Source organism: Reyranella sp. (genome assembly GCF_004297265.1).
GTDB lineage: Bacteria > Pseudomonadota > Alphaproteobacteria > Reyranellales > Reyranellaceae > Reyranella.
The window spans coordinates 33100-47877 of sequence record NZ_SCUT01000036.1 but is presented as its reverse complement, the minus strand read 5'-3'; the positions used below and the strand labels follow the sequence as shown (position 1 = coordinate 47877).

The 14778-nt window shown below is 67.0% G+C and carries 14 protein-coding genes; 5 read left to right on the top strand and 9 right to left on the bottom strand.

The features are described from left to right. Positions 1–7: 7 nt before the first annotated feature. The 8 genes from EPO41_RS16345 to EPO41_RS16310 form a co-directional block, all read right to left on the bottom strand. Entirely contained in the window at positions 8–1027 is a 1020-nt protein-coding gene (locus tag EPO41_RS16345; protein ID WP_296326974.1) for an acyl-CoA dehydrogenase family protein, read from the bottom strand. Then, a complete protein-coding gene (locus EPO41_RS16340) occupies positions 1027–2157 on the bottom strand; it encodes an acyl-CoA dehydrogenase family protein (protein WP_296326972.1) in 1131 nt (376 codons plus the stop codon). Before EPO41_RS16340 ends, EPO41_RS16345 begins: the two co-directional genes overlap by 1 nt. Positions 2158–2165: 8 nt before the next feature. Beyond that, positions 2166–3314: a CaiB/BaiF CoA-transferase family protein gene (locus EPO41_RS16335; protein WP_296326970.1), complete on the bottom strand. Its 1149-nt coding sequence runs from the start codon at positions 3312–3314 to the stop codon at positions 2166–2168. Further along, a complete protein-coding gene (locus tag EPO41_RS16330) occupies positions 3311–4507 on the bottom strand; it encodes a CoA transferase (RefSeq protein ID WP_296326968.1) in 1197 nt (398 codons plus the stop codon). Before EPO41_RS16330 ends, EPO41_RS16335 begins: the two co-directional genes overlap by 4 nt. Positions 4508–4577: 70 nt before the next feature. Continuing rightward, positions 4578–5603: a TRAP transporter substrate-binding protein DctP gene (gene dctP, locus EPO41_RS16325; protein ID WP_296326966.1), complete on the bottom strand. Its 1026-nt coding sequence runs from the start codon at positions 5601–5603 to the stop codon at positions 4578–4580. Between the two features lie 19 nt (positions 5604–5622). Next, positions 5623–6912 carry a TRAP transporter large permease gene (locus EPO41_RS16320; protein ID WP_296326965.1) on the bottom strand — a complete coding sequence of 430 codons (1290 nt, stop codon included), beginning with the start codon at positions 6910–6912 and terminating at the stop codon, positions 5623–5625. Beyond that, on the bottom strand, positions 6909–7418 hold the full coding sequence (locus EPO41_RS16315) for a TRAP transporter small permease (RefSeq protein WP_296326963.1): 510 nt from the start codon (positions 7416–7418) through the stop codon (positions 6909–6911). The genes EPO41_RS16320 and EPO41_RS16315 overlap by 4 nt, the downstream gene beginning before the upstream one ends. Before the next feature lie 365 nt (positions 7419–7783). Next, on the bottom strand, positions 7784–8578 hold the full coding sequence (locus EPO41_RS16310; protein WP_296326962.1) for a DUF3108 domain-containing protein: 795 nt from the start codon (positions 8576–8578) through the stop codon (positions 7784–7786). A 145-nt stretch (positions 8579–8723) separates the two neighbouring features. On the opposite strand from EPO41_RS16310, the gene EPO41_RS16305 reads away from it, so the two are divergent. The 5 genes from EPO41_RS16305 to rpmB all read left to right on the top strand — a co-directional run bounded on the left by EPO41_RS16305 (position 8724) and on the right by rpmB (position 13601). Further along, positions 8724–10592 (top strand): ABC transporter ATP-binding protein/permease, encoded by a 1869-nt coding sequence (locus tag EPO41_RS16305; protein ID WP_296326960.1) that lies wholly within the window; start codon positions 8724–8726, stop codon positions 10590–10592. Next, on the top strand, positions 10579–11736 hold the full coding sequence (locus EPO41_RS16300) for an MFS transporter (RefSeq protein ID WP_296326958.1): 1158 nt from the start codon (positions 10579–10581) through the stop codon (positions 11734–11736). Before EPO41_RS16305 ends, EPO41_RS16300 begins: the two co-directional genes overlap by 14 nt. A gap of 15 nt (positions 11737–11751) precedes the next feature. Continuing rightward, positions 11752–12750 (top strand): methylmalonyl Co-A mutase-associated GTPase MeaB, encoded by a 999-nt coding sequence (gene meaB / locus EPO41_RS16295; protein ID WP_296326956.1) that lies wholly within the window; start codon positions 11752–11754, stop codon positions 12748–12750. Beyond that, entirely contained in the window at positions 12740–13222 is a 483-nt protein-coding gene (locus EPO41_RS16290; protein WP_296326955.1) for a YcgN family cysteine cluster protein, read from the top strand. Before meaB ends, EPO41_RS16290 begins: the two co-directional genes overlap by 11 nt. 73 nt (positions 13223–13295) lie before the next feature. Then, the gene (gene rpmB / locus EPO41_RS16285; protein ID WP_295141896.1) at positions 13296–13601 is read left to right on the top strand and encodes a 50S ribosomal protein L28; all 306 of its coding nucleotides are present in this window, start codon (positions 13296–13298) and stop codon (positions 13599–13601) included. Positions 13602–13735: 134 nt separating this feature from the next. Here rpmB and EPO41_RS16280 read toward each other — a convergent pair whose 3' ends face one another. Continuing rightward, positions 13736–14728, bottom strand: coding sequence for an esterase-like activity of phytase family protein (locus tag EPO41_RS16280; RefSeq protein WP_296326953.1), 993 nt, complete (start codon positions 14726–14728; stop codon positions 13736–13738). Between the last annotated feature and the right edge of the window lie 50 nt (positions 14729–14778).

Here is a 14778-nt window from a genome sequence, read left to right as displayed (position 1 = left end):
GACCCTCTCATGACGTGATGAACTGCCAGAGATCGCCAGATGGCGAAGCGCCGGCCTGGGCCCCGAGACGCTCTGCCCAATAGGCGAGGGGACCGAACTCGGCGCGCCAGGCCTGGATGGCCGACGTGTGGCGATGCAGGTCGTATTCCCAGGCATATCCCATGGCCCCGTGCACCTGATGGGCGACCGCCGCGCAGTCGCCGCCGGCGAGGCAGGCGTTGATCCGCGCCGCTGCGATCTCACGACTGGCATCGCCGCTCGCCAGGGCATCGTAGGCGGCGTCGAGCAGGATCCGCGCGGCGGCCAGCTTGCTGGCGGCGCCCGCGATCTGGTGCTGAACGGCTTGGAAGGAGGCCAGCGGCTTGCCGAACTGTTTTCGGGTCGTCGTGTGGCCGATGGCCAGCTTGAGCGCCTGTTCGGCCGCCGCGCAGATCTGTACCGAGCGCATCAGCGCGCCGCGCAGCAGCACCTCGTCCGCCGATACCTCGGTCGACAATGCCAGCAGGCGCTGCTGGTGGAAACGCACCGACCCGCGCGGCTCGCCGGCGAGATTTCGGCCGGCTTCAATGAGGCAGCCCTCGAGACTGACGAGCGCCAGCCCCTGGGACAGAGGCAGCAGCGCGAGGCCGACATGTGCGGCCCAGGGTACGCCCATCGCCACACCGTCGAGCAGACCGTCGGTCAGCACGAGGCTGGCGCACCCGGCCGGCGGAACGAGGGTGAGCGGACCTGTCGGCACGGTGTGCCCGGCCATCGCCAGCAAGGCACCGGCGACGGCGGTTTCTGGCAGCGGGCAGCGTGCCGCCACGGCAGCGCAGGCATGGATCACCGCGAGCTCGTCCTGCAGTTCGCCACCGGTGCCGCCCAGATCGGCCGATACCGCGGGCAGGGTGAAGCCGTCGCGCTCCAATGCCGGCCAGAGCTCGATCCAGGCGTCGGCCGCCGGCATGTCGCTGGCCTTGCCGATCGTGGAGATCGGCGCCAGCGCGCGCAGAGCCGAGGCATGAACGGGACTGTCTTCGATCATCAGCGTAACCCCAGGCCGCGCGCAATGATGCCGCGCAGGATTTCGCGGGCTCCCCCGCGGATGGAATACGACGGCGCATGAAGCAGCGTCTGGGCGATCAGGCGGTTCATCGTATCGGCGCTTCCCGGATCGGGCGCACTGTCGATCCCGTCGAGCAGGACCTCCCCGACATCCTGTTCGAGGCGCGAGCCCAGCTCCTTCACGAGTGCGGCTTCGAGATTGGGCAGCTTGCCGTCATTCAACATCGCGGCGACGGAAACCGAGAGGGCACGCAGGCCGATGAGCCGCGCCGCCAGCAGGCCGAGCTTCTCGGCAGGTAAAGCGTGCGTGGTCTTCGCCAGATGCCGCAACAGAATGAAGGACGACATGAAGCGTTCGGGCCCGCTGCGCTCGAAGGCAAGTTCGCTCGTCACCTGTTCCCAGCCATTGCCGACCGTGCCGACCACCCGGTCATGCGGCACGAGCACGTCGTCGAAGGTGACCTCGTTGAATTCGTGCTCGCCCGACATGTTGGGGATCGGTCGCAGCGTCAGGCCGGGCGACGCCATGTCCACGATGAGCTGGGACAGGCCCGCATGACGCTGTGACTGCGGGTCGGTGCGGCACAGCAGAACCATGTAGTGGTTGCGATGGGCGTTCGACGTCCAGATCTTGCGGCCGCGGACCCGCCAGCCTTCCGGCGTCGACACCGCGCTCGTCCGCAGGCTCGCCAGATCCGACCCGCTGTCCGGCTCGCTGAGGCCGATGCAGAAGAAGAGCTCGGCACGGGCGATGCGTGGCAGGAATTCCGCCCGCTGCGCCTCGGTTCCATAGCGCAGCAACAGGGGGCCGACCTGCCGCTCGGAAATCCAGTGGGCGCCGACGGGCGCCCCGGCGGCCAGCAATTCCTCCAGCAGGATGAAGCGCTCGAGCGACGATCGCTCGCCACCGCCATATTTCTTCGGCCAGGTCAGGCCGAGGAACCCCTTCGCCGCGAGGCGGCGGCTGAACGCGGCGTCGAATTGCGACCAGGAATCGGCATGCGGTTCGCGGGTGGCTGGATCGTCGGCGAGGAAGGCGTGCACGCGCTCGCGGAACTCGCCGAAGGTGTCGAGGTCGGCGTTCCGGTGCGGAAAGGCGATCTGCAGCATGTAACTCCTTACGCCAGCAGCCCGGCGGTCTTCAGCGTTTCGGCCCGGGCGGCGTCGATCCCCCAGTCGGCCAGTGCACCTGCCGGGTCGCCTCGGCGCGCCAGCTCCGCCGGCTTGTCGTTGCTCGGCATGCGCGGGGCAGGGACCGGCTGGACGATGCCATCCAGCGTCGTGAAGGCGCGACGCGCCGCGAGATGCGGATGCGTCGGCGCCTCCTCGACCGAGAGGACGGGTGCCACGCAGGCGTCGCTGTTGGCATACAGCGCGGCCCATTCGTCCCGCGTCTTCGTGAGCAGCTTCGCCGCGACCAGACGCCGTACGCGTTCCTTGTCCTCCGTCGTCGTGGGCGTGAGATCCGGATGCCCTCGCAGCCCAAGTCCCGCGATGTCCGAGAAGGCTTCGCGGAAGCGCGTCTCGATCGGCGCCACGGACAGGTACTTTCCATCGGCGCAGGCATAGACCGCGTAAAAGGGATCGCTGCCGTCCAGTGCGTTGGTGCCCCGTTCGGTCGAGAACAGGCCGGCCGCATGGACGCCATAGAAGACCGTCATCAGCGACAGGGCGCCGTCGACCATGGCGGCGTCGACGACCTGACCCTTGCCTGTGGCTCGTGCCTGCACGAGGGCCGCCAGCACGCCCATCGCGATGTAGAGAGCGCCGCCGCCGAAATCCCCGACGAGATTGAGCGGCGGGATGGGCGGACCGTCCTTCGCCCCGATCGCATGCAGGGCGCCCGAGAGCGCGACGTAGTTCAAATCGTGACCGGCATAGGCACTGAGCGGCCCGTCCTGGCCCCAGCCGGTGACACGGCCGTAGACGAGGCCGGGGCGCCGCGCGAAGCAATCGTCCGGACCGAGTCCGAGGCGCTCCATGACGCCGGGACGGAAGCCCTCCAGCACGATATCGGCCTTGGCCACGAGATCGAGCGCGAGCGTCCTGCCCTCGGGGGCCTTGAGGTCGACGTCGATCGTGCGGCGGCTGCGATAGAGGAGATTGAAGCGCTCCGGCTTGTGCGTTCCGAGCTGAACCTTGGCGGTACGGTCGAGGCGCAGCACGTCGGCGCCCAGTTCGGCCAGCAGCATGGCCGCCATCGGCGACGGGCCGATGCCGGCGAACTCGACGACCCGGACTCCGGAAAGAACGCCTTTCATGCTCATTGGTACGCCTTCACCACGCCAGCCTCCGTGAGTGCCTCGATGCGTTCGGGCGAAAGCCCCAGCTCGCTCAGGATGTCCCGGAAGTCGGCGCCCAGGCGCGGCGCCGGCCGGTCATGCGCCGGCGGCGTCCGGGACCATTCCGACGGCACGCGCATGGACAGCACCTGTCCCTCGGTCGGATGTTGGCGATCGCGGAAGAAGCCGACCTCCTGGAGATGCGGATCCTGGAACACGTCGGCCAGCCCATAGAGAGGAGTCGCCGGAATATCCGCATCGGCCATCACTTCCAGCCATTCGTCGGTGGTGCGCGTGGTCAGGATGTCGGCCACGATGTCATAGAGCGCATCGATGTTGCGCGTACGCGCCCCGATGTCGGCGAACCGCGGATCGTTCTCGAAGAGCTCGAGTTTGTCGACCGATCGGAAGAATCGGCGCCATTGCTCGTCGTTGTAGGGGAGGATTGCGAGGTAGCCGTCCCGCGTGGGGTAGGGACGACGGCTGCGCGACAGCTGGCGCGCATAGCCGGGCGGGCCGATCGGCGGGACGAATGCATGTCCGCCGATATGGTCTCCCAGCACGACGCTGGCCATGGTCTCGAACATCGGCACGTCGATCCGCTGGCCGCGGCCCGAACGCGTGCGCTCGTAGAGCGCGGACGCGATGGTCATCGCCGCGTACAGGCCGACGAAGCGGTCGACGACCGGGAACGGCACGTAGCGCGGATCCGAGCCTGTCGACTGCGCGTAGAGCGAGGGGATGGCCGTCATCGCCTGGATCAGGTCGTCGTAGGCCGGTCGCCTGGCGTAGCGGCCGTGGCGGCCGTAGCCGTAGACGCCGACATAGAGAAGCCTGGGGTTGATCGCCTCGAAGACCTCGTAGGTGAGGCCAAGCTTCTCCATGACGTGTGGACGCAGATTGTAGACAAGCACGTCGGCATGACGCGCGAGGTCGAGCAGCAATTGCCGTCCGCCCTCCTGCTTGAGGTCGATCGAGATGCTGCGCTTGTTGCGATTGACCGCGAGGAAGGCCGCGCCCATGCCGTCATTGCGGCCGGGGCCGATCCCGCGGACCGAATCGCCGCCCGCCGCCTCCACCTTGGTCACCTCGGCGCCGAAATCGCCCAGGAGCTGCGTGGCATACGGGCCCATGAGCACCGTCGTCAGATCGAGAACCTTCACTCCGGAAAGCGGCATCGTCAAGAAACCCCAGGAAAAGCGGAACACCTTCCCGGTCCCGCAAGGGGACCGGGGAACTCGGGTGATGTCAGTTCTTCTTGGCGAGCTGGTCGCGATATTCCTTCAGAACGACGCTGCCAGCCTTGCCGCGCTTGTCGAGGTCGGCGGCCCACTGGTCGGCGACGTCGCGCGTCTTGGCTTCGAAGTCGGCCTTCTCGGCGTCCGTGAGGCGCAGCAGCGACATGCCGCCCTGCACGAGCCGGTCGCGGTCGCGCACATCGTCGGTCATGACCTTCTCGCAGTTCTGGCGGGAGTACTTCTCCGCCAGCGTCGACATCACCTGCTGGACGTCGGGCGGCAGGGACTTCCACTTGCGGTCGTTGATGATGTAGCTGGAGATCCAGCCGCCGAAGTTCACATCCGCCGTGCCGGTCTTCACCAGCGGATTGAGGTCGTACGGGAACAGGCTGGTGTAGACAAAGTTGATGCCATCGACGGTTCCGCGCGACAGCGCCTCACGAACTTCCGGTGTCGGGATCTGGACCGGCACCGCGCCGATGCGCTGGATGACGGCGGCCTTGGCCGAGCCCGTGACACGGATCTTCATGCCCTGCAGATCTTTCAACGAACTGATCTTCTTCGCGGTGAAGACCTGATAGGGCGGCAGGTTCTGTACCAGGAGCGGGCGCACGCGATTGGCGTCGAAGTCGAGCTTGCGCAGCTGGCTGTCCGAGTTGACGAGATGATAGTAGGCCATGGCGCCGTTGCAGCCGACCGCTTCCGCGAGCGGCAGCTCGGCCACCGGCGACAGCGGCATCTTGTCGGGCACAAAGGACGGAACGACATAGGCCATGTCGGCCACGCCGCTCTGCGTGAGCGACAGCATGTCCTTGGCCTTGCCGAGCTGCTCGGCCGGATAATACTCGAACTTCACCTTGCCGCCGGTCTGCTTGGTGACCTCTTCCATCCACGGCTTGGTCATGTTCTCGACGACGTAATGGCCGGCGGGAAACGAATCGGCGATCTTGATGACGATCTGGGCCGAGGCCGTCGCGGCCGATCCGGCGACGGCGACGAGCGCCAGCAGCGGCATGCCGAAATGTGCGATCTTCATGTGAATCCTCCTGCTTTCTTCACTGCATGTTGGACGGAAGCCACATCACCAGTCCCGGCAGGACCGTCAGCAGCGCCAGGACGAGGATGTGAGCGATGACGTGCGGCCAGACGCCGTGGAACACGGTGCCGAGCGGCATGCCCGTCGTTTTCGAGACGACGAAGACATTGAGTCCCACTGGTGGAGTCACCATGCCCAGTTCGGCGGTGACGACCACCATGACCCCGAACCACACCGGGTCGAAGCCCAGCGCCTTGATGACCGGCAATACCACCGGCACCGTCAGGATGAGGATGGCCGCCTGATCCATCACGCAGCCGAGCACGATGTAGCCGAACAGGATGATGGCCAGGATGACGAAGGGATCTAGCGGCAGCGCCGAGACCCACGTCACGATCGAATAGGTCGTCCGCGTCAGCGTGAAGAAGTAGCCGAAGATATGCGCGCCGACGATGATCAGCAGGATCATGCAGGTGGTCCGCGCCGACCGGGAACAGGCCGACACGAAGGCGGTGAGGCTGAAGTTTCCGCTGCGCACCGCGAGGCCCAGCGCGCCGATCGCGCCGATCGCCGAGGCCTCGGTCGGGGTCGAGAGGCCGGTGTAGATGCACACCGTGATCAGCCCGAAGAGCAGCAGCATCGGCCCCAGTTCCTTCAACGCCGCAAACTTCACGCGCCAGGGAACGGAGACCGCCGTCGGAGCCGCCTTGGGGTCGAACAGCACGATCACGTAGACCGTGAGTATGATGGCCAGGGTGACGATGAGGCCGGGGATGACGCCTGCAATCAGCAGCTTGCCGACGCTGATGTCGGCGATGACGCCGTAGAGGACCAATGCAACGCTTGGCGGGATCAGCATCGCCAGCGTGCCGGAGATCGCGACGACGCCGCTGGCCAGCTTGGGATCGTAGCCCTGGCGCAGCATCGCGGGCAGGCTCGTCGAAGCCAGCGTGGCGGCGGAAGCGGTACTGGAGCCCGAGATCGCACCGAACCCGGCACCGGCCAGGGCGGTAGCCATCGCCAGACCGCCGCGAACACGGCCGACCCACAGGGAGGCCGCCTCGAAGAGCCCGTTGGCGATGCCGCTCAGGATGACGAACTCGGCCATCAGGATGAACATCGGGATCGAGACCAGTTCGTAGGCGCTGACGCTCGACAGCGTCGTCGTCTCGAGGATCCCGACCAGACTGTCCCAACCGCCGATCATGAACAGGCCCACCGCGCCGGCGATGGCCAGCGAGAAGGCTACGGGTACGCCGAACAGCAGCAGTCCTCCCAGCAGGAGGCAGGCGATCAGAACGGGGCTCATATGCCGTGGTCCCCCTCGGCGGCGTCGTGCTGGAGAGTTGATTCGGACTGGAAGACCTGGAGCAGCAGGCGCAGCACGAACAGGCCCAGCCCGACCGCGACGATGGTGTAGATCGGCCAAGTGACCCAGATGTAGGGACCGATGATCTCGTCGCCGCTCCGGAAGGCGTCGAGCGCCTTCACCGCGAAGGCACCGCACGCGATCGCGAAGACGGAGGCCGCAAGCACGTTGCCCAGGCGCGTGAAGGCGGACCGTACCGGCAGGGGCAGCAGCTTGACGAAAAGGTCGACGGCGATGTTGCCGTGACAACGCTGTACGTACGCCAGTGGCAGGAAAAACAGCGCAGCCATTACATAGAGCCCTATGAATTCGTAGGCCCAGGCGAGCGGCGCATTGAATGCGTAACGGAGGACCACGTCGCACGCGATGATCGCCATGATTGCGACGGTCGCGGCAATGCCGAGGTATCGGGCACCGTTCTCGCAGGCACGGATGACTTTGACCAAAGTTCCTCCTCGGTCCGTTCGGCGGCCGTTTTTTGCTTATTGTATACTCTTTCCGTATTTTGAAAGATTATTCAAACCCGAATCATCCAGCGGTGCCGCCAAGCGGATTCCAATGATGTTGGAGGCCCGGTGACGGCCGGCGACGGGGCGATGTTGAGGAGTGCTGTGCACCTTGCGGGCAAGCGCCGGCCCGCCGGCCCGCCTGCATCCGGCGTCCGTGCAACTGGTGGGAAGTCAGAACGACGGGTTCGTCGATGAGTATCCGGCGGATCGAAGCGATCCCGGCCCTGGCGGCGGCTCACCCGCCCTGGGCAGACGTTTCGCCCTCGTGATTCTCGGGGAAACGAGAGCGAACTGATGCGGAGCTACTTCCGCATCGCCTGGCTTTCGTCCGGGGTCATCGGGCGTTCGCGGAAGGTGAGGATGCGGCCGCGGATCGTGCCGAAACCGGTATGGGCTTCCAGCTTGGCGGGATAGCGCATCTGGGTCTGGTCCAGGCGGGCGAACCAGACGCGCATCGGGCGGTCGCGCTCGGCCTCGGCCTCCTTGGGCGCCTCGTCGAACTCGCCGGCGATGCGCCTGGTGGAAATCTCGCAGATGAGCAGGTCGCCCTGCGCCCCGGGAACGCCCGCTTTCGCGGCGGGCTCGGTGCCGACCTTCCTGATGATGACGTCGATGCGGCGCTTGCCGTCGTTGGTCTGCACCGTGCGGTCGCAGGCCGCGTCGCCGGCCATGCCGACGCTGAGCGCGGCCGAGAGCGGATCGAGCGAACCGCGGCGCTGCTCCTCGGAGATGGTGTTCTGCGGCGACGGCTTGTAGGCCGGGTTGTGCTGCTCCTGCATCGTGCCGCCGCCATATTGTGCGATCCAGGTGCGCGGCTTGTCGCCGACGACGATCGACAGCGAGCCGGCGGACGGGCGTGCGCCCTGCGTCGAGAAACCGCCCCAGGCGCGATTGCGGCCGTCATAATGCATGGTGACCGCGCGCAGGAGGCCTTCCTTGAAGGTCCGGCTCTCGACATCATAGTTCGCACCGTTGAACTTGGCGGTGACGTCGATGCGGAAGCCCGACAGGCCCGCGAAGGTGATTTCGTAGGCGATGTCGACCTGTCGTGCGTCCTGGGCCGATGCCTCGGCCGACACCGCGGCAGGTGCACCCACACTCAAGGCTATCGCCACCAACGCCCTACGAAATCTCATGAGACTCCCTTTCCCGGAAGGGCTTACGTCGGCTCCCCGGGCACGATAGAAGCCGGACGCTCCCTTCGCCACCCAACATGGTGGCCCAATAAGGCATTTTTCGTTCATGTCGAATCCCGGCCCTGACGGCATTCCCAAGGTCGACGGCCCCCGCGTCTGGGACGTCATCAAGATTCTCGGACGCCATTTGTGGCCGAAGAATGAAATGGCGCTGCGCACGCGGGTGGTGATCGCCCTGGTGCTGCTGGTGGTGGCCAAGGTCACGAACGTCTACGTCCCGATCCTTTACAAGGGCGCGGTGGATGCGCTGGGAACGCCTGCCGCGCAGGCAGTCGCGGTGCCGATCGCGCTGATCGTGGCCTACGGCGTCGCCCGCGTGGCCGCGCAGGCCTTCGGCGAAATCCGGGACGCCGTTTTCGCCCCGGTGGCCCAGCGGGCGATCCGCAATCTGGCGCTCGAAGTGTTCGGGCATCTCCATGCACTGTCTCTGCGATTCCATCTGGAGCGGCAGACCGGCGGCATCAGCCGCGTCATCGAGCGCGGCACGCAGGGCATGGACTTCCTGATCCGCTTCACGACCTTCAACATCCTGCCGACGCTGTTCGAGATCGTCCTGGTCGGGGCCATCCTGTGGAGCCTCTACGACTGGCGCTTCTCCGTCGTGACGCTGGTCGTGGTCGGCGTCTACATCGTCTTCTCGATCGTGTTCTCGGAATGGCGCATCAAGTTCGTGCGCTCGATGAACGAGGCCGATACCGAGGCGAATGCCAAGGCGATCGACAGCCTGCTGAACTTCGAGACCGTGAAGTATTTCGGCAACGAGGCGCACGAGGCGCGGCGCTACGATGTCGGCCGCCGGCGCTACGAGGACGCCGCCATCCGCTCCAGCCGCACACTCTCGTTGCTCAACATCGGGCAGGGCGCCATCATTTCCGTCGGCCTGGTCGCGGTCATGGGAATGGCGGGCCAGGGCGTCATCGCCGGCACGATGACGATCGGCGACTTCGTCGCGGTGAACGCCTTCCTGATCCAGCTCTACATGCCGCTCAACATGCTGGGCTTCGCCTATCGCGAAATCCGCAACGCGCTGGTGAACATGGAGAAAATGTTCGGCCTGCTCGACGTGCCGGCCGAGATCGCCGACAAGCCGGGCGCCCCGCCGCTCGCCGTCGCCGGGGCTGAGATCGTCTTCGACCATGTCGACTTCTGCTACGAGCCGTCCCGTCCGATCCTGCACGATGTCAGTTTCCGCGTGGCGCCCGGCCACACCGTGGCCATCGTCGGCTCGAGCGGCGCCGGCAAGTCGACGATCTCGCGCATCCTGTTCCGCTTCTACGATGTGTCGGCGGGCCATGTGCGCATCGACGGGCAGGATATCCGCGACGTCCAGCAGGCGAGCCTGCGGGCCGCCATCGGCGTCGTCCCGCAGGACACGGTGCTGTTCAACGATACGATCTACTACAATATCTGCTACGGCCGGCCGAACTGCACGCGCGAGCAGGTCGAGGAGGCGGCCCGGCTGGCCCGCATCCACGATTTCATCATGGCCTTGCCGCTGGGCTACGACACCACGGTGGGCGAGCGCGGGCTGAAGCTCTCGGGCGGCGAGAAGCAGCGCGTGGCGATCGCCCGCACCATCCTGAAGAACCCGCGCATCCTGTTGTTCGACGAGGCGACCAGCGCCCTCGACACGCGCACCGAGCAGGAGATCCAGCGCTCGCTCGAAGAGGTGAGCCGCGGCCGCACCACGGTGATCATCGCCCATCGCCTGTCGACCATCGTCAACGCCGACGAGATCGTGGTCCTCGACCGCGGCCGCGTCGCCGAGCGCGGTCGCCACGGCGAACTGCTGGCCCGCAACGGCCTCTACGCCGACATGTGGCGTCGCCAGCAGGAGGCCGCCGCCGAGGCCGAGCGCCGGGTCGAGGAGGCGGCGTCCTTGAGGGGAGAGGGGCATTTGCGTGTCGCCGATTAGGCCGGCAGCCACCGGCTCCTGGCGTTCCCTCGTTCCCGTCTTCACCGCCTGTGCCGCCATCGGCCTGCAGTCGGGCGCCGCAATGCCGCTGGTACCGCTCGCGCTGGAGCGGCAGGGCGCGGACAAGCTGACCATCGGGATCATCGCCGCGGGCTGGGCGATCGGCATGCTCACCACCGGCCCGTACATTCCGCGGCTGGCCGCGCGCTTCGGCGCCGTGCCGCTCATCCTGGCTGCGGTCCTGGCCGGTTCCCTGTGCACGGTCGGCTATACGCTGACCACGAACCCGGTCGCGTGGTTCGCGCTCACTTTCCTGCACGGCGCGGTCGGCGGCGTGCCTTGGGTGGTGAGCGAGATCTGGATGAACCTCGTCGTCGAGGAGAAGCGGCGGGGCCGGGTCATGGCGATCTATGCCGCGATGTTCGCGGGCGGCATGGCGCTCGGGCCCTTCGTGCTGCAGGTCGTCGGAGTCTACGGGCCGGTGCCGTTCCTCACCTGCGCCGGACTCGCCCTTCTCGTGGCGTTGCCGCTGCTGCCCTACCGCTACCGGGCGCCGGCGATCCGGCATCACAAGGACAGCGGCTATGCCTCGATCATCGTGGCCGCCCCGCTGGCCATGCTGGCGGCCTTCGCCGGCGGCCTCGGCGAGCAGGTCGCCTTCAGCTTCCTGCCCGTCTACGCGGTCAGCGCCGGCGTCGCGCCGGAGACCGGTGCGCTGTGGCTGTCGGCGTTCGTCGTCGGCAACGTCGCCCTGCAATGGCCGATCGGCTGGCTGGCCGACCATTTCGACCGGCGGGGCGTGCTGGCGGGGCTCGCCATCGTCAGTGCGGCGCTGGTGGTCGGCCTCACCTTCGTGCCGGCGCAGTCGCTCTCGATCGTGGGCGTCATCATGCTGTGGGGCGGCATCTCGTTCGCGATCTATCCGGTGGGCCTGGCGCTGCTCGGCCAGCGCTTCAACGGCGGCGACATCGCCCGCGCCAATACCGCCTTCAGCTTGATCTACGTCGTGGGCGGGCTCGTGGGGCGGCCGCTCACCGGGGCGGCCATGGATGCGGTCGGTGAGCCCGGCCTCGGCTGGACTCTGGGCTTCTTCTACGCAATCGCGACAGTCGGCGCTTTGCTGGCAATGCGCCGCCGCGGCTGATAAGTCTGGCCGCCGATGAGTGCGTCCGCAGCGATTTCCGGCGTGCCGGCCGATCCGCTTCTCGAGCCCCTGCTGAAGGGCGACCGGCGGGCGCTGGCGCAGGCCATCACCCTGATCGAATCGACGCGCAGCGACCATCGCGCGCGTGCCGACGCGCTTTTGGCCGAGGTGCTGCCGCATACCGGCAAGTCCGTGCGGCTCGGCATCACCGGCGTGCCCGGCGTCGGCAAGTCCACCCTGATCGAGCGCTTCGGCCTGTCGCTGCTGGACCGGGGCCAGTCGCTGGCCGTGCTGGCGATCGATCCTTCGTCCAAGCGCGGCGGCGGCTCGATCCTGGGCGACAAGACGCGCATGGAGGAACTGTCGCGCCGTCGCGCGGCCTTCATCCGCCCCTCGCCGGCCGGCATTACCCTGGGCGGTGTCGCCCGGCGCACGCGGGAGACGATGCTGCTGGTGGAAGCCGCCGGGTTCGACACCGTGATCGTCGAGACGGTGGGCGTCGGCCAGTCCGAGACCGCGGTCTCCGACATGGTCGACATGTTCATCGTGCTGCTGCTGCCGGCTGGCGGCGACGACCTGCAGGGCATCAAGCGGGGCGTGATCGAACTCGCCGACCTGATCGTGGTCAACAAGGCCGACGGCGACCTCAAGGCGACCGCGCGGCGCTCCGCCGCCGACTACCAGCACGCGCTGCGCATGCTGCGTTCGCCGACCCCCGGCTGGACGCCCGAGGTCACCACCTGCTCCGCGCAGACGGGCGACGGCGTGGTCGAGATCTGGGATGTCGTCGAGCGTTTCAACCAGGCCGTGGGCGAGAAGGGCATCCAGAAGCGCCGCGCCGAACAAGCCCGCGCCTGGATGTGGAACGAGGTCGGCGAGACCCTGCTGGCGGAACTGAAGGCTCATCCCGACGTGCGCCGGCTGGTCGGAGGCCTGGAGCGCGAAGTCGAGGCCGGCCGGCTGACCCCCGCCGCGGCGGCCCGGTCCATGCTACAAGCCTTTCATGGCCGCTAAATCCTTCCTGAAGCGGGCGCGCCGCGCCGCCGAGGCCCAGAAGGAACCTTTCTGGAAACGCAAGACCCTGGCCGAGATGACGAAGCAGGAATGGGAGTCCCTCTGCGACGGCTGCGGCATGTGCTGCGTCAACAAGCTGGAATACGAGGGCACGGGCGAGCTGGTGCAGACCGACACCTGCTGCCGGCTGCTCGACCCCAGGACCGCGCTCTGCAAGGACTACAAGAATCGCAAGAAGATCGTGCCGGACTGCATCCAGCTCACCCCAAAGGTGGTGGCCAAGATGGATTGGCTCCCCAGGACTTGTGGCTACCGGCTGGTCCACTTCAAGCAGGATCTCTACTGGTGGCATCCCCTGGTCTCCGGGGACCCGAACACCGTGCACGAGGCGGGAATCTCGGCCCGGGGGCGGGTGATCCCGGAAGACCAGGTCGAGGACATCAGCGAAAGAGTGGTGGATTGGTTTGCTTGACGGGCACCCTTCAGGCCCGTAAAAAGCCGGCCTTCCCGCCCTCCGGCGGGATCGTTTTTTAGCGGATATCGTCATGCCTCGTCGTTGCGCCCTCTCGGGCAAGGCCGTCCAGTACGGCAACAATGTGAGCCACGCCAACAACAAGTCGAAGCGCCGGTTCATGTCGAACCTCCAGGTCGCTTCGGTGTTGTCCGATGCGCTGGGACATGCGGTGCGCCTGCGCCTGACCCCCCGCGGCATCAAGACGATCGAGCACAATGGCGGCATCGACGCCTACCTGCTCGACACGAACGACAGCAAGCTCTCGCCCGAGATGAAGGTGCTGAAGCGCCGCGTCGTGTCGGCCAAGGGCAAGAAGGACGCGAAGAAGGCGGCTTAGGGCTGAGCGAAGCTCAGCCCCGTGAGCGACAGGACATTGCTTGCAATGTCCGAGAGCGCCGAAGGACGAACGACCCTCAGACCCCTCCGTCGGCGACTACGCCGACACCTCCCCATTTGAATGAGGAGGGGGATCTACTGAGAAAGTTCGAACAGCATCAAGATATTGCGCTGAAGCGGATTGAAGTTGTCGTCCGACATCAGCCAGAGCAGCGTCTCGCCTTTGGCGCCGCGCGTTGCCGCCAAGCCTTCGAGATTGTCGACTGCGTAAGGTGACGCGAGGAACGCAAGCTCCTCCGGCCGCACCGTCGCGCCGGGCTTGAGCTGGGCCGCGTCGATCCGCATCACGCGCACGCGCACCCCGCGCACCATGTCGAAAGCCCGCTCCAGCGTGGCGAACGCACCGTCCGGCAGCACCGCCAGCGCCGTCGGCTTGAAGTCGGGGACCGTGGCGTAGCTGAACGAACTCCACGTATAGCGCCCGGCCGCATCGGGCTTGCCGATCCAGCCCACGACCGTCGCGGGCTGCAGGCTGTATTCCTCGCTGATGGCAATCACCGTCCCGTCGGCCAGGGCGGTCAGCGCCTCGATGCCGCCGTTGCCGGGCTGGCGGCCGATGTCGGCGGGTCCCTCGACGGGAAGCGGCGTCGCGGTGAGCGACGAATAGCGCCACAGCCTGTGCCGGCGTTCGAAGGCCACCAGCCACGATCCGTCGGGCAGGCGCGCGAACGCCTCGGCATCGGCTTCCGCCTTGCTCTCGATCGGCTTGCCGTCGAGGCCGCGCAGCTGGCCCATCCGCGCATCGCCCAGGCCCACCAGAGTGCCGTTGGCGTCGAAGCGGGGCGTGGCGACCAGCCACGAGCCTTCGTCCGAGATCGAGGTGAGGGTGCGGTTGTCCGGCGTGACGTGGAGATCCGACAGGCCGCCGAAAATGCGCAGGTTGCCGCGCATTTCGAGGCCGCCTCGCCAGACCAGGCGGCCGACGCGGGCAGCCTTCGGCTCGTCGATCTTGAGCGTGAGCGCCGAGCTGTCGATCGTGACGGGCTGCTCCTGCGCCGCGGCCGGCGGCGAGACACCGGCGCAGGCCGCGACGAGCAGGGAGAGCGTGAGAAGAAAGCGGTTGGTCACTGAAATTATGGCCTGAACTACAAGACCCGTCGTCTCGACCGCAGCCGAGC